The following is a 22425-nucleotide window of genomic DNA, read 5'->3' as shown; positions in this document are numbered from 1 at the left end:
TCAAAAAAAGCTGAACAATTATTTATTGTTCAGCTTTTTTTGATTCTGTGTGGCGAGGTTACTCCTCGTATCTCTCTAAATAGTAAGTAGCCTATAAAAGTCAAATCTACGAAAAGTAGTGCATTGGCTGCCTTAAAAGAAAAAAGCCTAAAAAATCTTTGATTTTTTAGGCTTTAATGGTCGGGGTGGCAGGATGATAACTAAACCGCCACTATGCAGTAAAATCAATACTTTCAGAAGTAGACTAAAACAGTGTGAACCGAATTGTAGACCTATCTGTTAGTTTGAAATAGTATTATTTATCTGAACGTCTTACTACAAATTTACAATTTTAACTCCATTAAAACCAGTCAATTTGTATCAAATATTATGATTAATCTATTAAATATTTATTGACAATTTCCTCTTCTATTCCGCTGTATTCAACAAATTCTTTGATTGTAACAAATTGGTAAGATTCCTTTCCAAAGTAGTTTCTAATATCGTTTAAAAGCTTACGCCCATAGCGTTCACTACGTCCTGTGATACGCTGGATATCTTTTGGGTATATGCAAGCTCTTTTTGGGGTCATAATACTTTATCTATGCTTTATCCGTACATCATCCATAATTTATTGTTTTATGATTATGGTGATGATGATGCGTTGTTAAAATGTTGAAAATCCCGATAGGGTTTTCAATATTTTAATGACGTTTTTGGTTGTATCGGAATGGATGACCGAAAACGGAATTGCTTTTTTAACAACGTGCCATAAAATTACGTGATTTGGTTTCATTAATCAAAAAACGAATTATTATGGCAAAACAAACTGGTATTATTAAACTGAAAGGAACTATCGGTGGTATTTCCTTTTACAAAACGACTGACGGACATCTGGCTCGTGAAAAAGGCGGTGTTGATGGCAATCGAATTGCAAACGACCCAGCGTTTCAGAGAACGCGAGAAAATGGCTCTGAATTTGGGCGTGCTGGTAAAGGTGGTAAGCTCTTACGAAATGCGATTCGTATTCTTTTGCAGAATGCAAAGGACAAACGTGTGGTTTCTCGTTTGACCAAAACACTTGTAGCGGTTACCAAAACTGACACAACCAATGAGAGAGGTTTAAGAACCTTACAGGATGGCGATTTAAGCTTATTAAATAGCTTTGAATTCAATTTGGGTGGAAAGTTAGGCACAACACTTTTTGCTCCGTTTACAAATGCCTTTGACCGTGTTTCTGGGGATGCAACAGTTAACCTTGATGCTTTTTCTCCAACGGTTAGGATTGCAGCTCCAACGGGAACAACCCATTTTAAGGTGGTAATGGGTGCTTCTGAATTAGATTTTGAGAATGAAACCTCAACATTTGAAAATGATGAGACTGCTATTCTTCCTTACACAGCTGCTGATACTGCTGCTATAGCTTTAACAGCTACAGTGAGCGCTAACTCAACCTTACCTGTTATTCAGGTGTTGGGTATTGAGTTTTACCAAGAGGTAAACGGACAAATGTACGAGCTTAAGAACGGTGCCTACAACGCTTTGGCAATTGTTATTGTAGATACGCCGTAAGTATGGAATTAGTGCTGCATAGAGCCTATTTTGAAGAGGGCACCAATGGTGCTCTCTTTAATTCTGATAAGTTTCTTTGTCACACCATCGAATTGCCCTGGAACGATAACAAGCGAAATATTTCCTGCATTCCTGAAGGTGTTTATGAAATTGAACCACGTTTTTCCAAACGGTTTAAGCATCATTTAATCTTAAAGGATGTAAAAGGTAGAAGTTTCATTTTGTTTCACCCTGCGAATGATGCCTTAAAAGAGCTTCAAGGGTGTATTGCTCCAGTAACTTATTTGAATGGTATAGGAAAGGGCATTTACTCAAGGGATGCTATGCAAAAACTGTTGCCTTTGGTGTACCAAGCTAAAGACCGAAAAGAAACCATTTTATTAACTATTAAATCACAGAATTATGAACATTGTAGAACGTTATAAAAAACCAACTCCTAAATTTTTCAAGACCTTAAGAAACATAGGTATTGCATTGGCTACTGCAGGTGGTGCTATAATTGCAGCTCCAATCTCAATGCCTACTATTGTAGTTACCATCGCCACTTATATGACCGTTGCCGGAACTGTGGCCACCGCAGTAAGTCAAGCAGTAGTTACTGATGAAGAAAACACTGAAACTGATGAGAATGACGATGGATTATAACACCAAATCTGCCATTATTGGCGGTACTTTCTTTTCATCAATCGTTAATATTGGGGTTGAGGATTTGATTACTACCATTGTTTTGGCTATTGTTGGTGCTATCGTTAGTTACATAGTTTCCATTTTAATTAAGTGGATTCATCAAAGGATTCGAAAAAGAGGAAAACCATAATCTAAAGTGTTTCATTTGAAGCACTTTTTTAGTATATTTAGATACAAATTATATCAAATATTATTATGGGAAAATTCGAAGTTTATCAAGACGCAAGATCTGAATACCGTTTTAGATTAAAAGCAAGCAATGGTCAAAAAATTTTAGCAAGTGAAGGATATTCTGCAAAAGCAGGTTGTATGAACGGCATAGAATCCGTTAGAACCAACTCACAAGATGATAGTAAATTTGACCGAAAGGTTTCCAGTAACGGTAAACATTATTTTAATCTAAAAGCAAGTAACGGCCAGATAATTGGCACAAGCGAAATGTACGAGGGATCTTCCGGAATGGAAAATGGTATTGAATCCGTTAAAACAAACGCTCCGAGCGCACCAGTCGAAGAAGTTTAAATATACATTGACTACCGCTTTTCTCGGGGCAAAGTGTCGTAGGTGGAAGTAATTATTGATGTTAAGCGGTTGGAAAGATAAATAAAGGGCATTTTCTAAAAAATGCTCTTTTTTTATGCGCGGTGTTGAGGTGGGTAAATGAAAAGAGCGATACCCTGATAAGGGATTGAGAGAATGTAATGCACCTACCGCAGACACAAGGCAAAACATTAATAATTGCTGTAACCTACACCGTTGAAATGGGTGGTGGGGAAAAGTGGCAACCTTGTTTGTTCTAAATTTCAATGCCAGTTCTGAATTGAGCGTGGGGAATGTCGGATATTTTACATAATGGCGTTATAGTACAGAAAGTGAATGAATGCTACTATAACTACCCGTTATGTAAACATAGCTTTGGGTAGTTTTTGGTGTGAGGGTTGGGAACAGCTCTTTGCTTTTTTGTTTTACCTATTTTCAACAAATAATTCCTTTAAACAAAACAAACAATGTGCTGTGTGAGCGTTGGAAACTAAAAACTACATGCGCGTTGGATAGCGGAACAAACCAAAAGACAGAGGATTTTGAGCTTTCGATAGGCTCAAGTGAGGATAAGTGAGAAAACTGGGTTTTGGTTTGTGGGGATATTGAAATAGACTTAAGTTAAATTATATCTAACTGCTTTGCAATATCTTTCTTGTATTTTTCAAATTGAGCATTTGAATCTTCTTCAAAAATTACTGAACCAAAAATCTGTTTCTTCAATTCTATCTCATTAATTTCAATATTTTTTTCACCAAATAAAGTTACAATTTCTTGAATCTGTGAATCAGAGTATGTTTTACGTTTATCAATTAATTCAAAGGAAATGTCCTTATGGAAATTATATCTTCCTTGAAGATTTAATCTTTCTATATACTCTTTATGTGTACTATCGATTTTGATTGAGTATTCATTAGCTGAATCTGGAAGATTGTTTTTGCCAAAACCATCTTTAAAATAAAGTTTGAAATTCAAATCAAACACACCATCCACACCTGTTGGCGAAATAGATTTTATTTCTGAAATACTACTGTATATTTTAGCATCTCTTTTTAATTTTGAGTTACAAGAATAACAACTTGGTGTTAGATTGAACAAGCATAGTGAAAGATATGGGTAAAGACTTTGAGGCAAAACATGATCTAATGTGAAGTGATTTTTGTTTTTTATTAAAGAATTATCGATTTTTAAATTACCGGATTTATCTGTGAGATTTTTTAAGATGTTTTTAATCCTGGTATCATCAATTAAATTTTCAATATCTTCATATTTCTTAATCTTTCCTTGATACTTACTTATAATAATATCTGCTCGGTTAGAACCAATATTATTTATTTTTAATAGATCAGCTTTTGTACAACTATTGATAAAATGGTAAAAATCCATATAATCGTTTGAAAAAGGGATATAAGGGTTTACAAAATCTATATTACAATAACAGCATGTTTTAATCTCTAGCTCTTTACCATGCTTCATAAAGAAATTTGATAAAATGTTAGTCTGATATTCTTTATAGTTGAATATATCTTTAATCCTTTTCTTTTCTAATTGTGTCGCTTTTTTATCTAAACCTTTAAATACATTTAAAGAACTTAATTCTGGTAATTTTATAAGTTCTTCAATTGGTAGCACCAAGATTTCCTGTAAAGAATATTTAACTCCAATATCTTTTAAAAGCTTTTGTGCTTCAGCTTTATTAAGTAAACTACTGTCTAATATGGATTTTTTGTATTCTTCTTTAAACGCATCAAAAATTTTGAAATCTTTATAGTATTTAATTTTCCTCATCCTCTAATCTCCTCTTTTCTGATTGAAGCTTTTCAATTTCTTGTTGAATTTTTTCAATACGATTATAACCTGTTAAATATTTTTTATCTAAAACTTCTAGATGATTTTTGAGAATATTACTAATATACTTTTCACCAACAAGATCAATAAGCTTAACAAAATCAGTTCTTTTCTCATTATATTTTAATTTTTTTGAATCCAAATTGCCTTCTTTCTCAAAAGCTAAAAAATCTTGAATCTTTGATCTTGCAAATTCACCCATTGTATTATTTAAGAAAAAGCCATTTGATAAAATTTCGTGCACATTTTCAGCAAAGGTATTATCAGAGCCATATTTTTTAGGGATTGATTCTTTGGATTCATTTACTTCTAGAAAAAGCACATTTTGACTTGGAATATCTGATAAAACAAATGGTGAATGTGAAATTATTAGAATATTTATTCCTTTAATTGCTTTTAATTTCGCTCTGTTAATATCGTCTAATAATCTTTTTAAAAACTTTCTTTGATACTCTGGATGAAAGTAGAGTTCAATTTCATCTAATACAAGATTTACATACTGATACTTGACTAACATATCATCTTTTTCTACTGAATTTAAATTGCTTAAATGGTATATGACAGAACTCGTAGAATGTACCAATTGCATTTCACCAGAACTAATACTGTCTAGCAAATCAATATTATTCTTTGAAAATAATCTTGTTTCAAAAATAGCAGGTGGTAACAATTCTATAAGTGGCAAATTGGAATTTGATTTATCAATTAATTCATTTGACAATTCTTTTATTGAGATTTTTGTAGTTGAATTTTGATTGAGAAACTCTTTCCAAGTAGATTCGTAGTTTTTAATAAAATTGACAACTTGTTTTAGCTTTAAAATAATATGACTACGACTATCTATTAACTTATCGATAAAACCGTTAATATTTATATAATAGCGTTTATATTTCTCACCACCATCATCTATTCTAAAATTATTATAGCTAACATACTTTTCGCAAATACTTATTATCTTATATAGAATATAAATATCTAATCTACACAAAATATCTTTCGGAATAGAAGTCCTATTTATGTCTAACCTTTCTTTAAAAACTAATAGCACTTCATCTAAATCAAAATAAAGTGCAGATGGATGGTTATTATTATTTGGCCTAAAGCTTATTCCTTTTTTAGATTGTAGAATACTATAAAAATTATTTCTTATATCCTCTTCCTCTGTAAAGTCATTACCATCTTGATAAATGTCATTAGAATATGAAAAAAATGATTTTGATTTTTTATAATCAAGCTTTAAAGAATTAACAGTAAGGTTTTGAGTTACTTCGAAATCTTTATTCATTAGAACAACAGATAAAAGGCGTTGTTGTAACAAATAGTTTTCATTATTGATATCTATAATACCTGCTTTTCCTTCATCCTTCCTTTCTCTTTTTGGATTTATTACTATCGGTATTTGATATGAGTCATTTTTATGAAATAAATTATCTATCCAATCTCCTAGCTCCCATGAATTGAAACCATATATAGAATAATTTATGACGTTTGAGTAAAAGAATTTCTCGAAATCAAAGTTGTTAACTTCATCTTGTAAAGTTTTGAATTCAAAATCTCCATCTTCTATTTTAACAATATAATATCCGTTTTCTAATTGGTAATAAAATTCACAATGTATTTTGCTATCATCATCTTTTCCTGTTGGAATAAGATTAGCAGTGGTTTCCAACATTTCTTGAGATTGAAGCTTAATGGACATCTGGTTAATTGCAGCCACAAACAAATTGATAAGACTACTTTTTCCACTCCCGTTTTTCCCTATAATCGCAGATACGTTGACTTTAGATCCAAAAAAATCTTTGGGTAGTGTATTGTTGGATTCTATTTTATCAATTGATAAATATTCTGGTATTTCTGTATTAAAATCATCAATAACGCTACCATTTGAATAGAATGTATAGTCATTATACATTTTATAGATTCTATTCTTTTGTAAGTTTTTTAAAAACTTTATACCACACCTTTCAAGTGGCCTAATTGCTAATAATTTAAAACTCATAAACCCATTTAAATTGATACTTAAAATATGATGAACAATTTAAATAAATTAATTTGATAGATGGTTATTAAGAAAGTTTACTTTAGGTGAATACATTATTTTTTTTGTATTGTGATATTCTCAATTGCGATTGCTTCAATTTCAATTAATGCATCCGGTGAGTACAATGAACTAATTTCTACGATTGTATCTGCTGGGTATGGTGGTGTGAAATATTTTTCCCTTAATGCCACAATCTTATCGAAATTACCCATATCTTTTAAGAAGATGGTTACTTTAATTACATTTTCTAAACTTGAACCACCTGCTTCCAAAACTCTTTTTAAATTTTTGAATGTTTGTTCTGCTTGTAAATCAAAATTGTTAATACCTACTAAATTTCCGTCTGCACCATAGGCTGCTTGACCAGATATGTAGAGCATATTATCTACTTTATAACCTTGAGCTAAATTGTATGGTTTGTATGGATCTGGATTGATTTTAATCTGTTCTACTTTTTTCATTTTCTCTGTTTTATTGGTTTCTAAATAATGTGCGTATGCTTGAGCACTACTGAATTTATTTAAATTGGTTTTTACTTCATTACTGTTGCTACAATTGTTATTACAACTTGTTGTAATAGTCATTATTACAGAAATTCCATATATAATTGAAGCTATTGTTATAATTACTTTCTTATTTGATTTCATTTTAAAAATTATCTTCTAAAAATTCTTTATAGCCTTTTAACAGTCTTGATGTATCTGCATTTTTTTCTACATCATGGAACTTTAATGAGGTATGTAGTTCTATGCCTAAATATTTTTTCATACCATGAAAGCCAGATAATGGACCGTTATCTACGCTTATCTGATTAAAGAATTCATCGGGTAAGGTAAATGCGCCTTCAGGTGCATTCCAACTGGTTGTGAGCATGTATTGTTTTCCATGTAATAAACCACCAGTACCATAATTGATTTCTGGATTCTCCGAATTTCTGCCATCACTTGTCCACATGCCATTATTATAGCCTGCTGTTAATACCTCATCTAAATACTTTTTGAAATTAAATGGTACTGAAAACCACCAAATTGGTGTATGATAAATAATTAAATCTGACCATATAAATTTCTCTACTTCATCTTGAACATGATACCCTTTGTTTATTTCTGTAGTTTTAATGGTGTAGTCTGGTTTTTCTGTAAAATACATTTTAGAAATATCAAATAAAGACTTGTTAAAAGTGCCTTTTGAAATTGCAAATTCATGCCATCCGTTTATTATAAATATGTTTTTCATTTTTGTTTTTTATTCATTAAGCAACAAAGATATGTTCAGTTTATGTATTATATAAATAATACATTTTATACATTTGTATTATAATTATAATAGCATGATAAATTTAGAATGGTATCGCACTTTTAAGGCTGTATATGAAGAAGGAAATTTAACAAGTGCCTCTGAAGCATTATTTTCATCTCAACCAGGTGTGAGCTTACATATTAGTAATTTAGAAGCTTATGTAGGCTACAAATTGTTTGAACGCACCTCAAGAAAAATGATACCTACTGAACGCGCAATTATTTTATATGATTATATTATTGATGCCTTAAAAAAGCTAGAACACACCGAACAGTATTTTAGAACGAGTAAGACGAATAAAAGAAAAACTTTAAGCATTGGGATGTGTTCGGAAGTTTTTCAAACTTTCTTTGAGCCACATATTGGCAAATTAGAATTTGATATTATTGCACACTTTGGTGAATATCCACAGATGCTAAAGGAACTAAATGAAGGCATTTTAGATTTAGTCATTACTCCTGAACAGATTGAGAATCCAACATTAATTTACACACCCTTTTTTAAAGAGCAAATTTTGCTTGTTTCTAACCCTACTACAGATACTTCGGTACTGGAAGCCTATATTAAAGGTAAGCAGTGGGATGATTTGGAAAAAGAATTAAAAGCTCAAGTATGGTATGGCTCTAGTAATGTTTTAGGGTTTTCTAAAAAGTTTTGGTATCAAAACTTTAAGAAGAAACAACTATATAAGCCTAATTATTTAGTGCCAAATATTATTTCTATCATTAGATGCTTAAAAATGAATGAAGGAATTGCTTTGGTACCTGATTTTTTATGTCAAGAGGCATTAGAGAAAAACGAACTTGAACTACTATGGGAAGGTAAAAAGCCTTTATACAACACTTTCCATTTTGCTACTAAACTTAATAGTAAGCTACAAAATGAGATTGAACAGATTGAAAATTTAGTTATAGATAGTTAAGAAGTAAAATCAATATCAAAACCGTTTCTAGAAAGATAAGACATGAAACTATGTAATAAATCAGTAGAGTAAGGGTCTTTATATCTTTTTATGCGTTTTAATTGAAAGTTAAAAATTCTATTTTCATAATCATAAACTTCAATATCTTTTAATTTAAACTTCTTAATTGTAAGTGGATTATCAAAAAAGGAATTTAATAAATTGAATTCACTGGTGAATTTACCTTCTAGTTTTTGTTTGATAGTATTGTAAGCCTGATAAACTTTCTCCTCACTTTTAAAGTTCTTGTGAATTGCTTTATATCTTTTTTTCCATGATTCTTGGATAACATTATTACTATCAACATTGTTATTTTTCATGTCCATAATTGCTGAACTCTCTGAATTAAAGACTGTCAAATCGAGTATATCAAGATTAATATTTTGATACTCTGAAAAAAGAGCACATAAAATTTTATCATGACTGTCTGTGCGATATAATTTATAGGAAGTATTAGAATTGAACCTTTTTATATCAATATCAATTAATGGAATTAATATACCTTTGTTATAAGATCTTGTTCTTGTACCATTGCTTCTCAAAGCAAGATTACAAGGTTGTACAGCTAAAATATATTTTTTTGTCCCAATTTCAAAAATATCACCATTAGCAATAGGTAAATTGAGATTGTTTAAATATTGTTGATTTATATATAATTCTTTTTCTCTAATATTTAAGGATTCAGGGCTTTTTTTCTTTCTACTATAGCCAGTTTCAACACTATCAATTCCTCTAACACTTAATACTGAACTGTCAAAGCTTTTTCTCACTTCTTCATCTAATAAAGATGACAAATTAGCATCCGAATTCAAAATGGTATTTAAGCGAAAAAGTGATTCAACCTCCCAAACACCTTCTTTATATGATGATTTTTGAATAATTTGATTAAATGTTTTAGGTGATATTTTTTTAAAATCCTTAATAGATTTTTCGTTACTTTCTTTAAGTATTTTTATTGATTTAGATTTTAGGTCTTCAATATATCTAGTTATCAAAATATACTTAATTCCTTCAGCAAAACCACTTAATTGCGGGTCATGAGCAAATCTACTTTTAGAAATAGTACAAAAATATTTTTTCTTTAAGTCAAATTCTTTACGATATTCTTTTCTGAATGTATCTTCTTGCTCTTCCGTGTATTTATGCGAAAAAATTCCACAAATGACTTTTTCAGAATAACCACTTTCTATAAGTTCTTTAATAAGATGAATTCCATTTTTTTCATTATTTGGGCCAGTAAAGTTTTCTAATTCAAAGTCAAATAGGCATAAGACCTTACTATCTCCAGATACAGCATCTAAAATCTCTTTCTTTTTTTCAATCCATTCTTCAGGTGTCAATAAAATTACATTGTCACCCGAAAAATAATCTTTAAACTCTAGTGCAGGAATTATATTAGAACTTTCATTATCTCCGATAATATTAGAAACCGCGTGTATTAAATCTTTTTTGGAATCTGCTTCTTCCCATAATTTCAATATTATTTTATCAAAAGCAGCATCCGGCAAATTCCAATTAACATCTTCTTCAAAAATATTTTCATTGGGAAAATCTCCAGAACTTTTGACTTGTTTCATCATTCCAATGAAAAACCCTTTTTGAGCTTCAATATCAAACTTGTCATCAATATATAATACCTTTTCAATTCCTTCTTTCTCTAATAAAGTATTTATAGCGTTTACAGCTGTACTTGTTAAATTAGGGTCGTCTTTGGGAATTATACAAAGATTTTCGTCCTTTAAACTTATTGTAATCTTTTCACTCATACTAAATCATTACGTTACTTAAGTTAATAGCAAGAATGAACTTTTTGTCATACTCATTTCTTTTAGGTTCGAGTGAAATTGCACAACCCATTGAGTCTAATAGTTGCATTACTATAAAAAGGCCTAACCCTCTTCCTTCACCCTTTGGCTTTGTAGATACAAAAGGTTCAAATATTTGTTTTTCAATATTTTTAGGGATGCCAAATCCGTTATCTGATATATAGAGCCAAGGCTGTTCGATAACAATATTTATTTTTGGTTCAAATTGTTTTTCTTTAAGTTTTTTCTCATTAAGCCAGTATTCGGAATTAATCAAGATATTATCTATAATTTGTGTTAGCTTACCCTTGTTTATATTTAAAGAGAAGTCATCTTTTGTCTCAATATCAATAAGGATACCTTTAGACATAAACCTTTTATTATAGTACTGTTTTTCCTCTAAAAAGTATTTCGATAAACTAAATTGACTTTTCTTTTCTCTTTGGTATTTTAATGCTGGGTCAAGATGTCGTAATTGAATCTTTAACCCATTTACGGTTTCGTTAATATATTCCAACAAAATAAAACTATCCGATTCTTTTAATTGCTTGTCCTTTAGTTTTTGTTTATAAAATAAAGCTCTTTCATTTAAGTTGTCAGCTATATTAAAAAATTCATGACTAATTGATTCTGCCGTTATACCTAAACCTGCCAATTCTGAAAAGTTATTTAGTTGTTCTTCTAATGTTTGTATTTTGGGTTCTAGTATATCAATTACTTCATTTAAGTTTTCAGTTTTCTTTATTACTTTTTCAACTTTAGAAAAAGCTGCTTGAATACGCTTTAATTTATCTAATAATTTTTGTGCCTTTTTAATATTTGCTTTATTTTCTTCTGAAGCAAAAAGTGGATTATCCTTTACATCACTAACTATAGTTGTTTGCTCATTAACCAATTCATCAATTACAGATTCAGTATCTTTTAATTCATCAGATAATGTTGTTGAAGAATCAACGATAGCACTTATATGGTTAAAAGACTGTGTAACAGTAGTTATACCACTATTTTTTGTCTTGTAAACCTTTAGAAAATCAACGTAAGCTCTTCTTATTCTTTCTTGATAACTATTTATTTGTCTAACTATAAAAAAAGCTAAAACGAAAAAATTCCTTGAATAAGGATTTGAAATTAAACCTTCTCTATCAGTTTTATCCTTTAGATTTTTATTAACCCCTTCATCAATAGCAAAATATCCAATAACATTTTTAGGTCTTAATGGGTAATACGATGATGCATTAGTTTGTGAATCTGCTAGTTTGAGCCAGTCTTGACCATTTATACCAAAAGGCTTTATAGCAAAGCCATTTCTAAACAATTTAATACCTGATTGACTTTGCGCAAAAGTTCTATAATTGGATAAGCTATTGAAAATATCATTTACTCTTTCATCATAAGTTAACCAGTTATCGAAACTAAATTCATCTATAACACCTTCAAAACTTCCTGGATTAGCTATTTCACCATCAAAGACTTCTAGACCAGAAATTTCATCTAGTGTAAATACATTATCTAATTCGATAAAGAAGTTTTTATTTTTTGACAGAATAATATCATCATATTCACTCTTTTTTAAGAATTCATAAAATTTTTTCCCGTTATCTGATTGTAAGAAGTTTTCAAAGTCATTTTTCTTATTCCCTATAAATTTTGTTAGTTTGGTTTTACCACTAATTTTAACTCTTTTATCATCAAAATAAAATTCAAATTTAGAAATCGCTAAATCTCTTAAATCATCATTAATTTTTTCTAAATCAATGACTTCGTTATTAACAGTAAGGTAAACATCAAATGGTCTATTTTCTTTGTAAGGCGAAATTATTTGAGATACAAACCCTTTAAACCTTTCTAGATTTTTACCTTCCCATACTTCAGCGTGATTAAGGTTTGTTAGAATTAACTTTGTGCCGTTTTTTATTTGGGGATGATACTCTTTTGATTGTATTTCAACATCGGAAAGCCTTTCTTCTTTTTCAAAATCTTTCCAATTAAAAGCTAAATGTGTCCCATCCTTTTTGTTGGTGTTTGTAAGAATTTCACATATATCAGCCAGTCGTTGAGTACTTAATCTTCCTAAACCTTTTTCCCCTAATGGCGTTCTCCCTCCTGGTGTTTTTATGTTTTTTGCTTTTTGCTCACGCTTTTTTGAGTATGAAATCAACAACCATGACTTAAGTATGGTTTCTTCATTCATACCAAAACCATCATCTTCTACAGCTATGTAACCTTTATGCTTTGGAAATATTAAATTTTCATTGGTATATTGACCTTTGGTATTTATGTCAATCGAAACATAGTTAGCATCAGCATCGTAAGAATTTTTTATTAACTCAAGTAGCGCTGTAACTTCATCAGAAACTAATTGCTCCCCTAATTGTTTTACGATATGAGGGGTTATATCAAAATGGTAATCATCACTCATTAGTTATTAGCTATTGTAGATTAGGATTTTTTCTTTACTCATAGTTTTAGAAAAATTGTTTTTATCTGGCATTCTTTTAGATAGAATTTCCCTTTCTAAATCCGTAAAATTTTTTATACCTTTTGTAGCCAATAATTCGGTTAATATTTTATCATTCTCAACTTCTTTATTATTGACATTTCTATTACCGACAGTCCAAGCATAAAACGAATTAGGCATCATCTTTTCCAAAACATTATCAATTGTAGTGTCTAAATCATAAATAAAACTAACGACTTTCCTTGCTTTAAGTCTTTCTTCAGAATTAAAGTTTTTGAAAAACCTTTTTAACGTTTTGGATTTTCTAAACAATTCCTTTTCTATTGTCGAATAATCAGAAATATTCTTTCCTCCTAGACTTCTTGAATCAATTTCTTGGATAACATCTAAATAGTTCATTGATATGTTTTCATCAATATCTTCTACAGGGATCCATTGTAACGGTAAATATGAAAATTGACCATAAGTAACTGTGGTATGATTGTCACCGTACGGCGGTGATGTTACAAGAAGATTAAACTTTTTATCAGTATTTAATTTCTCTTTAGAATCTCCCCATGTAACTTCAACATTATATTTATATTTATCATTTTCGAGAAGGTCGTTTTCAATTAATTTTTTTTTCACCTCAAAAATATCATTGATACTTCTTTTACATATTTTTTCAAAGTATTCCTTTGGCGACAAATTTCTATTATCAATTTCCTCCTGGGTTCTAACGTGCATTTTAAAAGTCGAAGTTCTATCGTTATTTGTTAGGCGTATTACTTCCGCTAGTGTAACCCAATAAAATTTCCTTATAAATAAATCTTCTTCTTGAATTATTAGTCTTCTTATCTGTGACAATTCAATCTGAACTTCACTTTTAAACCATTTATCAATATTTTTAAAGCTAACGTCTATTTTTTCTGACCTTGCTCTACTTAAACGTTTTTTAAAATTAGAAAAACTAATTTTTAGATCTTCTGAATAAATATGCGTTTTTACTTGACTTATTAATAGCGATAATGGGTTTATATCTTGACCAAATGAATTGATCCCATAACGCATTGAAGTAATGATGGTATTAGAAGCACCCATAAAAGGATCTATCATTGTAGAATTTTCAGGTAAAGCGTCAATTAATGTTTTAATAATTGGCTCTTGAACACTTGGAACCATCATAGCTGGATAATTCAAGATTTTTCTTGCATAATCATTTCTATCAAAACTGTCACCGTTCAATACCGATGTACTGATGGAATTTAATTGTCTTTTTATTTGTAGGCTCGATATCACGCTTATGGATGATTTTTTAATCTGAAAAGATAAGAATTTTAACAATACGTTTTACGTTAAATTGAGATTATTAAACACCTGATTTATTGTCTTTTATCAATAGTTTCCTTGTCAAAAGCTATTAAATTAAACAATTGGCGCATCCTAGAACGGACTCGACTACCGTATCTTTCCTCCAATTCCTGTGCATTTAAATTTGTGGTGGCATGAGTTCTAATTTTTCGTTGAAGAAATAAATCGTAGCGAGATAAGAGGATTTCGCCCATTACATTACAGTCTTTACCAAAATGTCTTCCGGTAGTTTCTACGCCTAAATCGTCAAAACAATAGAAATTACTGTTTCCGTATTCTTGAATGGTTTTGTAGCCAATGTTATTAAAAGCAAAAGTGATGTTTCTTGCTGGAATTAGTTCGTAAGATTTTTGATGTGGTACAATGTGCCTTAACAGTTTCATTAAACTAGTTTTACCGCAACCAACAGGACCAGATAACAGAATACCTTTGTTCGGATCTATATTTAGTTTTGCACACGCATCAATATCACGAATGAAATAAATACACAGTTTGTAAAGCACCACCTCATCTTCTTCATAAATCTTGAAGTTTTTACCAAACAGTAGTTTTCCTTTTGCATCTAGGTAAATTAAAATCTTCTTGAAATCGTATGAAATATTATTGTCATTTAACTCCCCCAGTTGATATTGGACACTACCTTCTGTTATAATATGTGGTTTAATTTTACTCATTTTTTAAAGTAGATTCCTGCCTTCGCAGGAATGACAAATTTATTATAGAGGTTCATTGTAGTTTTTATTTTTCACAGTCTTAAGGTTGTCTTGACCTCTCGACAAGCTCGATACAGAGTTTTGGCTAACTCCTTTTTGTGTTTTTTCTGTTTTAATTTCTTCTGCTTTTAGCATCCAATTGCGAGCGGTTGCTTGCCAATTAACAATTTTTGTTTTACCACCAACCTTCCAACCAATACCCTGATAATGATTAAAGAATTTTTGAGCTTCAACTATAGGCCAATTTTCCTTTTTGAAAAAATCAATAATTTCTTTTTCATTTTTTGGCTTGTCTAGTTTATTACTGTTTTTATTTGTTTGTATATGTTTATTAATAGATACCAATGCTTGTCCATTTTTGGGACTGTATAAGTCCACAACTTGTTTAGAACTTGTCTCAAAATTGAACATCTTAATTTTACTTCCTTTGAATGGATTGTGTGATGGATAATAGATGATGTATTTCCAATGATTCAAGTCCTTAATACATTTATGATACGTTGATTTAGAGCCTATTTTTGAAAAGCTCATTACCTCTTCACGATTGATATAGAATTCATCTAAAAACCGGTTGTTATTCCAGATTTGAAACAATGCCATATATAGACTTATATGCGTTGGGTTTAAACGGTTGTCTTTAGAGAATTGAATAAACACACCTTTTAGGTGTAATATGTAATTCACTTTTTGCATATGGAAAGATTCCCACTTTCGTGGGAACTAGAATTTGTTATGAATGCGATTTTCTTCCATTACTTTTAGAATTTCTTCGTAGTCGTAATAGATAACACCACCTACTTTTGTATAAGGTAAAGTGCCATTGATACGAAGATTTTGTAAGGTTCCTGGTGAGATACTTAATAAGTCGCGAACTTCTGGTGACTTTAGCCACTTTTTTGGTGCAAAACCTGATTGATGGTTAATGATTGCTTTGATATCTTCTAACAATTCTAATTTGAACTCTCGAAGATCTTCTGTAGTAATAATTGTTGCTGCCATAGTAAACGATTTTAGATTAATAAATTAAAATCAAAAGATCCCCACTTTCGTGGGGACTGCGACAAAAGATTTCTTTTGTCTTGATTTGACTTTCGTTTGGCAAATATGTAGTGATTTATTGATGTATATTCACAAGTTAACACCAAGTTGGGCGTTTTTATATGTTCATTTTTAATGAGTTACATTATTTTAGTATGATATATTGAATTTAAAGTAGTATTACTAAAAAAGAGCAAATTTTATTACAGGTACTTGTATTTCAAAACACCCAAGTTGGGTGTTTATTCATCTGATTCAAGCATTTTATTTACAAGTGATTCTTTCAATTTATCAATGAATTTTGTTTGATTTATTTTTCTTAAGCGTATTTCTAAAAACGTTCGATAGTAGTCACCTAGATTTATATTAAACATTTGCTCACAAGTAGAAGCTACTTCTTTAATATCAGCAGTTCCGCTATTTACAACACCAGAACTGTGTAGAGCATAAATAAGCTCGATGAGATCTGTTTTGTTTCCTGTCCAAAATAATTTAGATTGATTTTGAAATCCTCCTACACTTAATTCCATGTTGTGATTTTCTAATTTATCTACTTCTTTCTTTAAATACACAATTAATAAATCGTAAGCAATAATATTTGCTACTGTTGCATCATGACTTGTAGAGAATTGTTTATCGGTAAAAGAATGCAACGAGTCTGGATGCAAACGAATATCAATTTTACCTCTCAAAAAATATAGTTTGTCCAAAAAAGTTGCTTCACTTCGATAATAGTGATAGAACTCTAAATTCTCATTGAAATACCTCTGCAGAATATCTATATGTCCATTTAAATATTTTACTTGAGATTTATTGCTACTTCTTGGGCGTTTACTCTCTATACTGAACAACTTAACATAGTAAATAAGCTTACTATAGATTTGAGGTTTTATTTTTTTGAAAAATAGAATTTCATCAGCTTTACTAGAAAATCCTGTAGAGGTTACAATTGCTCTAGTTTCTTCTAGTGCTAGTTTAATTAGAATAATTGCAGACTCTGCATATTCGATTATGTTTTCATTATTATTTTCGAGCTCTTCTAATTTTTCTTCAAGTTTGGTAATTATAGGGGCGCATTTTTCCAAAAATGTGAATGATTGAATACTACTTATTGTTTAATTGGTAGTGATAGGTTAATAAGTATTTCGTTTGGGGACGTGGTATGGTATAATAATTAGGTTTTTGAGTTTTATCCGTTTTACTTATTCCTCAAATAGTGTTGAGGTTTCAAATAATGTAAATTGCATTCCACTTGGATCTTGCATACGTTGAACTTTGCTCCAGGGTGCTTGTTTGACTTCTGCTATTTTTTTTGCTCCAGCTAGTTCTAAACTTTCTCCGACTTCTTTAATATTATCACCTATATTAAATGCTAATCGTACAGGACCTGCAATATTTTTTCCTACTTCAATTGAGTCTATTGTTTTGGCATGGTCTATATCTATTAACTCTAATGATGCTTTTCCTGCTTCTAAAATAATTCCGTTACCTGTAGCTTCGTGCCATTCTTTTGATGTTTTAAGTCCCATTTCATCTCGATAGAACTTTATAACCTCATCCAGATTCTCAACGGTTAATATTATTCTTAATTCTTTCATTTTTATTTGATTTTTGAACGATGAATCTCTTTTAAAATTGATTGCATTTATATTAGTGCTAGTGACCTTTTGAGCGTTTTGCTTATTGTTGGTATTACAGCTCGTTATGAATGTTATAATCACAGCTATTCCATAAGCTATTGCTACACCTATGGAAATGCGTTTTTGGGTTATTCTCATTTTATATTAGTATTTTTTTTAGATCCATCAATGATTAAAATTATTCATATTAATAACCATTGATAAAACTTACTTTCTTGAAAACTTTACTATCAGTTCTGATATCTGTTGAGGATGTGTCCAAATAATTAAATGGTCTGCCTTTTTAATGATTTCAAACTCTATATTTTTCGCTTTTTTAAACTTATTTTTTATCTCGAATAAGTCCTTTTTATCTTCATTTCCTAGAATGAATAGTGCTTCAGTTTTTAGGTCGGTGAGTTGATTTATGCTAGATGGTTCTGGCCATTCTTGTTCAAAGTTTTTCCAAGACAAAGATTTTTCAATGTTTTCACGGTGGATTTGAACGATTGTTTCTTTATGAGAACTTTTTAAGCTTTCTTGAACAGCATAATTATTTGGGGAATTGAGCATAATGTCTAACATTTTTGAACTGTCTGGTACGACATTCCAAATCTTATTAATCATTTCTTGATATGATGCGTCAAATTCAAAACCAGTTAAGCCTGGTGCTATCAAGATTAACTTTTTGACCTTTTCAGGTTTTGTTAATGCAAAGTCCGTTGCAATCTGACCACCTAGAGAATGTCCTACGAGTATTGCTTTATTTATTGATAGTGAATCTAGAAGTATTTCTAAATCTGCTACATGATTTGTCTTTTCTTTTGGTACTGGTGATTTACCCATTCCTCTTAAATCATAAGTTATTACACTAAATTTTTGTTCCAGATTTGAAGCTATTAAATTCCAGTCTCGACTGTCGGTTCCACCACCGTGAATTAATACTACAGGTTCTCCTTTTCCTTGCTTTTTAAAATGTAAGTCTGTCATAATTTTTTGTTTTTATTTTAGCTTGAGAAGTTTAATTTCATTTTTAAAGTTGCTCTTTTAATTAGCTTTTGGTCGTTTGGCACTTCATAAAACCCATTTCTCTTATATAGTTTTATAGCGCTTATAAGTTTTGGGTTAGTGTATAGAACTAAACTCTCAATGCTTAATTGTTTTGATTTCTCTATGGCTTTTAGCATTAATAATTTTCCGATTTTTAGTCCTTGATAATTTGGTTTAACACCCATTTTGGATAATTCGAAAATCGTATCACTTACTTTTTCTAATGCGACACAACCCACAATTTCATTATTGTATTTCGCAAAATAGATATAGCCTCCTTTATCAATTATTTCTTCTTTGGGGTTTTCCAATACTAATTTGTCGTGGTCTATGATTTCAAAATAATTATCAATCCATTCATAATTAATTTTCTTGAAATGATGTTGTATGTCCTCTCTAAAAGGAATGATTTTAACTTTATTTTCTAATGATTTTTCCATTACATTTTTATACAAATTGATTTTTAGAATTGTTCTTTAATTCTTGAAATAACTCGTAAGCACTTCGTTCTACCCAACATTCTGAAAGTTTATTATCTCTAACTGTCCAAATAGCAATACCAGAGAAAGACACAAACTTATTATCTGCGTCTAAACCAAATAAGCCATTATTTTTCCCGGAACATATCCAACGCGACACGACTTTATTAGCTTCTTTATCATAAAAAGCATCAACGCTTTCTGTTTTGGCTTCTAATAATAATTCTTGAAAACCTTTTACCCAGTTCTTAAAATTCTCTCTACCATCAATTACACTTCCTGCTGTGGTGATTTTATAATCTTCGGTCATTAAGTTGTCTATTGCATCCAAGTTATGTGGCTCATGCCATACGTTATTGAAAAATTCGTTTACTAATTGTTTTGGTGTTTTATTTTTCATGATATTACTTTTTTAAAATGCTTAAATATGCTATCCAAGGACCAACTTGTTTTTGGTACTGTTTTGCCATCACTCGATTTATTTGAGCTAAATGGTTAAAATCGTGAACTACCCATGTTGATAGTAATTGCTTTAAAGTAACTTCACCAAAATCGGGATGTATGCCTTTAAGCTTTAGTGTTTCTTCTGTGATGTTTAATTGCTCTAATTTTTTTAGATTGGATTTTCTCAAATTTTCAAATTCATTTAAAAGCTCATCTAATGATTTCCTTTTGCTTTCCTCAAATTGTGCAAAACGGTCAAAAGGTTTGAAGGGTTGAGATGTGCCTTGATTGATAATTATTTCTGCTCGTTGCATCCAATCTGTTTTTTCTCCGTGGATGAAATGGCCAACAACATCATAAGGACTCCATGTATTCTCTCCTTCATTTTTTATAATCCAACTGCTAGATAATCCAGAAAGCTGTAATTTTAAAAGCTCTGGTGTTCTTTCAAGTATTTGTTTGGCTTGTTCTAAATTATATTCCATAATATTTTAGTTTTATTGACTACTGTATTTTGTGTAACTCCTAATAGGTGCTAGTATTTTAATACTATAATCTTTAAACAATTCGTTATAGCCTAGAGGCATTACTGATTGATGTTTTTTATTATTTTTCCATTTGATAATTGCTTCTTCATTTTTCCAAATTTGTAAAGACAATAGTTTACTCTCTTCTTCGATACTTTCAAACCTTTCTAATGAGATAAAGCCTTTCTGCTTATTCAATTCAGTATTTAAGCTTTTTGCTATTTCTAAATATTTCGATTTAGCATTTGAATGTAATTTCACTTCAAAAAGGACAACCACCATAACTATTATATTTTATCACACCATACAACTGAAGCAATTAACCAACCTTTGTTATTCTCAATAAATTGGAAACTCTTTACACCTTCAACTTCAAAATGCTTACTATTTTTTACTCCCAATTTTTTATAGTGAGAATATCTATAAGCGATATTGCCATTTACATCTGTATTACTAAATGTTTCCTTTTCGCTAAACTCTTTTAGACTTCCATCATTTAAGATTTTTTCTCTGCTGATTATGAATTCTCCCAATGAATACACTTCTGAACTACTATTCGTATTATTTATAATAATTACTTCTGGTATCATTAATTTTTTTAAGGATTTTACATTTTCTGTTTGACCATTTGCATTTGTGAATACCTTGAAGAATTCTGAAACCAGTACATCAATTTCTTGTAAAGATTTTGCACTATCTATTTTCATTTTTAGAAAGTTATAGTATCACCATCATTAGGAATTAGTAATTGCTCATTTGAAATATTATTTGCGTTAGCATATTCGCGTAATGATTTTCTTGTTACTCTACAAAAATCAATAGATTCTAAATGCACCGCTACTACTTTTGAGCTTTCAGATAGTTTACAAACTTCAATGGTCTGTTCTTCATCCATTATAACTGGTGTATTTTCAAAACCTGGTATTAAACCACCTCCAGAATTTGTAATGATGATATCTGGTTTAAACTGTTGTATATTTTGAATAACGCTATCGGTTAAAATACTATCACTGACTATATAAACAGTTGGTTCGTTTTCGGCTTGAAGTATAAATCCTGAAACTTCAACCATATATTGCAACACCGCACCACTACCGTGTTGGGCTTCAACTCTTGAAATAGTTATATTGTTCCAAGTTGTGTTGCCATCAATTATTTCCACGTTGGTAAAACCGTAATTGTTTATAAATTCTTTATCTACTGGTGAGCCGAACATCTTGATATTTTCTGGCAACTTTTCGGCTGCTATAGCATCTAAATGGTCGGGATGTGAATGGGTTACCAATACGCTGTCAATATCTTTCATTATTTCATCAACAGGAATTTTTAAATCGCATGTAGGATTCCTTTCCAACCCTTCAAGGAATGGGTTAAAAAAATCTTTTTCACAAAACATAGGATCTACTAAAATGGTATTTCCTGCATAATTGAGCTTTAGAGTAGCATTTCTAATTAATTGTAATTTCATAATGTTTGATTTTATAGGTTAATTTTCAAATAGCATAAATTCTTCTTCGCTGTTAGGCGGTGTTATTTTACCACTATCTTTTAAACCTATTTTCTTTAAAAGGTTTTGGGATTTAATATTATCTTCGGTTGTAATGGCATAAATTTTTGATACCTTAAGTACATTAACACCTAGGTTCATCATTGCCTTTGCTGCTTCAAAGGAATAGCCTTTGCCTTCGTATTTTGGCAACATTGCAAAACCAATATCAGGATGGTTTAAATAATCTCTTTTTACGAAACCTGACATTCCGATAAGCTTGTTAGTTTCCTTAAGCTCTACAAGGAATAAACCATAGCCATTTATTTTGTAGCTTTTGATTAGTGAATTATTTATGTAATCAATTGCACCAGATTCATCTTTAATCCCTCTATCTCCAATGAATTCTATCCAGTTTGGGCTGTTTAAAAGTTTTTTAATGAAAGCAGCATCTTTGGTTGATGCTTGACGAATTATTAATCTTTTAGTTTCTGCTATTTTCATCTTTATTAAATTTTATTTTTTTTGA

27 protein-coding genes are annotated in these 22425 nt (G+C 30.3%); 6 read left to right on the top strand and 21 right to left on the bottom strand.

Annotated elements, in window-relative coordinates; translation table 11 throughout:
- Window positions 1-373 precede the first annotated feature (373 nt).
- The gene (locus N4270_RS15300) at window positions 374-571 is read right to left on the bottom strand and encodes a hypothetical protein (RefSeq protein WP_084176766.1); all 198 of its coding nucleotides are present in this window, start codon (window positions 569-571) and stop codon (window positions 374-376) included.
- A gap of 224 nt (window positions 572-795) precedes the next feature.
- Here N4270_RS15300 and N4270_RS15295 point away from each other — a divergent pair, with 224 nt between their 5' ends.
- From N4270_RS15295 to N4270_RS15275, 5 genes are all read left to right on the top strand, one after another.
- Window positions 796-1551, top strand: coding sequence for a hypothetical protein (locus N4270_RS15295; RefSeq protein ID WP_260098223.1), 756 nt, complete (start codon window positions 796-798; stop codon window positions 1549-1551).
- A 2-nt stretch (window positions 1552-1553) separates the two neighbouring features.
- Window positions 1554-1976 (top strand): DUF5675 family protein, encoded by a 423-nt coding sequence (locus tag N4270_RS15290; protein ID WP_260098222.1) that lies wholly within the window; start codon window positions 1554-1556, stop codon window positions 1974-1976.
- Window positions 1954-2196 (top strand): hypothetical protein, encoded by a 243-nt coding sequence (locus N4270_RS15285; RefSeq protein ID WP_260098221.1) that lies wholly within the window; start codon window positions 1954-1956, stop codon window positions 2194-2196. Before N4270_RS15290 ends, N4270_RS15285 begins: the two co-directional genes overlap by 23 nt.
- Window positions 2186-2368: a hypothetical protein gene (locus N4270_RS15280; protein WP_260098220.1), complete on the top strand. Its 183-nt coding sequence runs from the start codon at window positions 2186-2188 to the stop codon at window positions 2366-2368. The genes N4270_RS15285 and N4270_RS15280 overlap by 11 nt, the downstream gene beginning before the upstream one ends.
- Before the next feature lie 65 nt (window positions 2369-2433).
- On the top strand, window positions 2434-2760 hold the full coding sequence (locus N4270_RS15275) for a YegP family protein (RefSeq protein ID WP_260098219.1): 327 nt from the start codon (window positions 2434-2436) through the stop codon (window positions 2758-2760).
- A gap of 639 nt (window positions 2761-3399) precedes the next feature.
- On the opposite strand, the gene N4270_RS15270 is transcribed toward N4270_RS15275, so the two are convergent.
- The 4 genes from N4270_RS15270 to N4270_RS15255 form a co-directional block, all read right to left on the bottom strand.
- Window positions 3400-4566, bottom strand: coding sequence for a hypothetical protein (locus N4270_RS15270; protein ID WP_260098218.1), 1167 nt, complete (start codon window positions 4564-4566; stop codon window positions 3400-3402).
- Window positions 4553-6625, bottom strand: coding sequence for an AAA family ATPase (locus tag N4270_RS15265; protein ID WP_260098217.1), 2073 nt, complete (start codon window positions 6623-6625; stop codon window positions 4553-4555). Before N4270_RS15265 ends, N4270_RS15270 begins: the two co-directional genes overlap by 14 nt.
- Before the next feature lie 95 nt (window positions 6626-6720).
- Complete coding sequence (locus tag N4270_RS15260) at window positions 6721-7314, bottom strand: RidA family protein (protein WP_260098216.1); 594 nt, start codon at window positions 7312-7314, stop codon at window positions 6721-6723.
- A gap of 1 nt (window position 7315) precedes the next feature.
- Entirely contained in the window at window positions 7316-7903 is a 588-nt protein-coding gene (locus N4270_RS15255; RefSeq protein WP_260098215.1) for an NAD(P)H-dependent oxidoreductase, read from the bottom strand.
- 94 nt (window positions 7904-7997) lie between these two features.
- On the opposite strand from N4270_RS15255, the gene N4270_RS15250 reads away from it, so the two are divergent.
- Complete coding sequence (locus N4270_RS15250; protein WP_260098214.1) at window positions 7998-8888, top strand: LysR family transcriptional regulator; 891 nt, start codon at window positions 7998-8000, stop codon at window positions 8886-8888.
- Here N4270_RS15250 and N4270_RS15245 read toward each other — a convergent pair.
- From N4270_RS15245 to N4270_RS15170, 16 genes are all read right to left on the bottom strand, one after another.
- Window positions 8885-10693, bottom strand: a complete 1809-nt coding sequence (locus N4270_RS15245) for a hypothetical protein (protein WP_260098213.1) — start codon at window positions 10691-10693, stop codon at window positions 8885-8887. The two genes, N4270_RS15250 and N4270_RS15245, sit on opposite strands and share 4 nt — an antisense overlap.
- 1 nt (window position 10694) lies before the next feature.
- A complete protein-coding gene (locus tag N4270_RS15240; protein WP_260098212.1) occupies window positions 10695-13151 on the bottom strand; it encodes a sensor histidine kinase in 2457 nt (818 codons plus the stop codon).
- Between the two features lie 6 nt (window positions 13152-13157).
- Complete coding sequence (locus N4270_RS15235; RefSeq protein WP_260098211.1) at window positions 13158-14414, bottom strand: hypothetical protein; 1257 nt, start codon at window positions 14412-14414, stop codon at window positions 13158-13160.
- A gap of 137 nt (window positions 14415-14551) precedes the next feature.
- Complete coding sequence (locus tag N4270_RS15230; RefSeq protein ID WP_260098210.1) at window positions 14552-15214, bottom strand: ATPase; 663 nt, start codon at window positions 15212-15214, stop codon at window positions 14552-14554.
- 42 nt (window positions 15215-15256) lie between these two features.
- Window positions 15257-15946, bottom strand: a complete 690-nt coding sequence (locus N4270_RS15225) for a hypothetical protein (RefSeq protein ID WP_260098209.1) — start codon at window positions 15944-15946, stop codon at window positions 15257-15259.
- 27 nt (window positions 15947-15973) lie between these two features.
- Complete coding sequence (locus N4270_RS15220; protein WP_147679082.1) at window positions 15974-16252, bottom strand: helix-turn-helix domain-containing protein; 279 nt, start codon at window positions 16250-16252, stop codon at window positions 15974-15976.
- Between the two features lie 281 nt (window positions 16253-16533).
- Window positions 16534-17376: an RteC domain-containing protein gene (locus N4270_RS15215; protein ID WP_260098208.1), complete on the bottom strand. Its 843-nt coding sequence runs from the start codon at window positions 17374-17376 to the stop codon at window positions 16534-16536.
- A 117-nt stretch (window positions 17377-17493) separates the two neighbouring features.
- Window positions 17494-18069, bottom strand: a complete 576-nt coding sequence (locus N4270_RS15210) for a VOC family protein (protein WP_260098207.1) — start codon at window positions 18067-18069, stop codon at window positions 17494-17496.
- 69 nt (window positions 18070-18138) lie between these two features.
- Window positions 18139-18900, bottom strand: a complete 762-nt coding sequence (locus N4270_RS15205; protein ID WP_260098206.1) for an alpha/beta fold hydrolase — start codon at window positions 18898-18900, stop codon at window positions 18139-18141.
- A gap of 17 nt (window positions 18901-18917) precedes the next feature.
- Window positions 18918-19400: a GNAT family N-acetyltransferase gene (locus N4270_RS15200; protein WP_260098205.1), complete on the bottom strand. Its 483-nt coding sequence runs from the start codon at window positions 19398-19400 to the stop codon at window positions 18918-18920.
- A 7-nt stretch (window positions 19401-19407) separates the two neighbouring features.
- The gene (locus N4270_RS15195) at window positions 19408-19839 is read right to left on the bottom strand and encodes an ester cyclase (protein WP_260098204.1); all 432 of its coding nucleotides are present in this window, start codon (window positions 19837-19839) and stop codon (window positions 19408-19410) included.
- Between the two features lie 4 nt (window positions 19840-19843).
- Window positions 19844-20368, bottom strand: a complete 525-nt coding sequence (locus N4270_RS15190) for a DinB family protein (protein ID WP_260098203.1) — start codon at window positions 20366-20368, stop codon at window positions 19844-19846.
- 12 nt (window positions 20369-20380) lie between these two features.
- Window positions 20381-20692 carry an antibiotic biosynthesis monooxygenase gene (locus N4270_RS15185; RefSeq protein WP_260098202.1) on the bottom strand — a complete coding sequence of 104 codons (312 nt, stop codon included), beginning with the start codon at window positions 20690-20692 and terminating at the stop codon, window positions 20381-20383.
- 5 nt (window positions 20693-20697) lie between these two features.
- Window positions 20698-21117: a hypothetical protein gene (locus N4270_RS15180; RefSeq protein WP_260098201.1), complete on the bottom strand. Its 420-nt coding sequence runs from the start codon at window positions 21115-21117 to the stop codon at window positions 20698-20700.
- Window positions 21118-21119: 2 nt separating this feature from the next.
- Window positions 21120-21878, bottom strand: a complete 759-nt coding sequence (locus N4270_RS15175) for an MBL fold metallo-hydrolase (RefSeq protein ID WP_260098200.1) — start codon at window positions 21876-21878, stop codon at window positions 21120-21122.
- Window positions 21879-21896: 18 nt separating this feature from the next.
- The gene (locus tag N4270_RS15170; protein WP_260098199.1) at window positions 21897-22400 is read right to left on the bottom strand and encodes a GNAT family N-acetyltransferase; all 504 of its coding nucleotides are present in this window, start codon (window positions 22398-22400) and stop codon (window positions 21897-21899) included.
- Window positions 22401-22425: the final 25 nt, after the last annotated feature.

The organism is Psychroserpens sp. SPM9 (assembly GCF_025153525.1).
Classification (GTDB): domain Bacteria; phylum Bacteroidota; class Bacteroidia; order Flavobacteriales; family Flavobacteriaceae; genus Psychroserpens.
This window is presented reverse-complemented; position numbering and strand designations above follow the sequence as displayed.

Bases quoted from the DNA above. Each gene is read 5' to 3' on its own strand.
- N4270_RS15265 (WP_260098217.1), bottom strand. From the start codon at position 6,625: ATGAGTTTTAAATTATTAGCAATTAGGCCACTTGAAAGGTGTGGTATA.
- N4270_RS15275 (WP_260098219.1), top strand. From the start codon at position 2,434: ATGGGAAAATTCGAAGTTTATCAAGACGCAAGATCTGAATACCGTTTT.
- N4270_RS15180 (WP_260098201.1), bottom strand. From the start codon at position 21,117: ATGAAAATAGATAGTGCAAAATCTTTACAAGAAATTGATGTACTGGTT.
- N4270_RS15290 (WP_260098222.1), top strand. From the start codon at position 1,554: ATGGAATTAGTGCTGCATAGAGCCTATTTTGAAGAGGGCACCAATGGT.
- N4270_RS15175 (WP_260098200.1), bottom strand. From the start codon at position 21,878: ATGAAATTACAATTAATTAGAAATGCTACTCTAAAGCTCAATTATGCA.
- N4270_RS15230 (WP_260098210.1), bottom strand. From the start codon at position 15,214: ATGAGTAAAATTAAACCACATATTATAACAGAAGGTAGTGTCCAATAT.
- N4270_RS15240 (WP_260098212.1), bottom strand. From the start codon at position 13,151: ATGAGTGATGATTACCATTTTGATATAACCCCTCATATCGTAAAACAA.
- N4270_RS15225 (WP_260098209.1), bottom strand. From the start codon at position 15,946: ATGCAAAAAGTGAATTACATATTACACCTAAAAGGTGTGTTTATTCAA.
- N4270_RS15170 (WP_260098199.1), bottom strand. From the start codon at position 22,400: ATGAAAATAGCAGAAACTAAAAGATTAATAATTCGTCAAGCATCAACC.
- N4270_RS15285 (WP_260098221.1), top strand. From the start codon at position 1,954: ATGAACATTGTAGAACGTTATAAAAAACCAACTCCTAAATTTTTCAAG.
- N4270_RS15210 (WP_260098207.1), bottom strand. From the start codon at position 18,069: ATGAGAATAACCCAAAAACGCATTTCCATAGGTGTAGCAATAGCTTAT.
- N4270_RS15205 (WP_260098206.1), bottom strand. From the start codon at position 18,900: ATGACAGACTTACATTTTAAAAAGCAAGGAAAAGGAGAACCTGTAGTA.
- N4270_RS15250 (WP_260098214.1), top strand. From the start codon at position 7,998: ATGATAAATTTAGAATGGTATCGCACTTTTAAGGCTGTATATGAAGAA.
- N4270_RS15270 (WP_260098218.1), bottom strand. From the start codon at position 4,566: ATGAGGAAAATTAAATACTATAAAGATTTCAAAATTTTTGATGCGTTT.
- N4270_RS15190 (WP_260098203.1), bottom strand. From the start codon at position 20,368: ATGGAATATAATTTAGAACAAGCCAAACAAATACTTGAAAGAACACCA.
- N4270_RS15260 (WP_260098216.1), bottom strand. From the start codon at position 7,314: ATGAAATCAAATAAGAAAGTAATTATAACAATAGCTTCAATTATATAT.
- N4270_RS15280 (WP_260098220.1), top strand. From the start codon at position 2,186: ATGGATTATAACACCAAATCTGCCATTATTGGCGGTACTTTCTTTTCA.
- N4270_RS15245 (WP_260098213.1), bottom strand. From the start codon at position 10,693: ATGAGTGAAAAGATTACAATAAGTTTAAAGGACGAAAATCTTTGTATA.
- N4270_RS15185 (WP_260098202.1), bottom strand. From the start codon at position 20,692: ATGGTGGTTGTCCTTTTTGAAGTGAAATTACATTCAAATGCTAAATCG.
- N4270_RS15200 (WP_260098205.1), bottom strand. From the start codon at position 19,400: ATGGAAAAATCATTAGAAAATAAAGTTAAAATCATTCCTTTTAGAGAG.
- N4270_RS15300 (WP_084176766.1), bottom strand. From the start codon at position 571: ATGACCCCAAAAAGAGCTTGCATATACCCAAAAGATATCCAGCGTATC.
- N4270_RS15195 (WP_260098204.1), bottom strand. From the start codon at position 19,839: ATGAAAAATAAAACACCAAAACAATTAGTAAACGAATTTTTCAATAAC.
- N4270_RS15255 (WP_260098215.1), bottom strand. From the start codon at position 7,903: ATGAAAAACATATTTATAATAAACGGATGGCATGAATTTGCAATTTCA.
- N4270_RS15220 (WP_147679082.1), bottom strand. From the start codon at position 16,252: ATGGCAGCAACAATTATTACTACAGAAGATCTTCGAGAGTTCAAATTA.
- N4270_RS15295 (WP_260098223.1), top strand. From the start codon at position 796: ATGGCAAAACAAACTGGTATTATTAAACTGAAAGGAACTATCGGTGGT.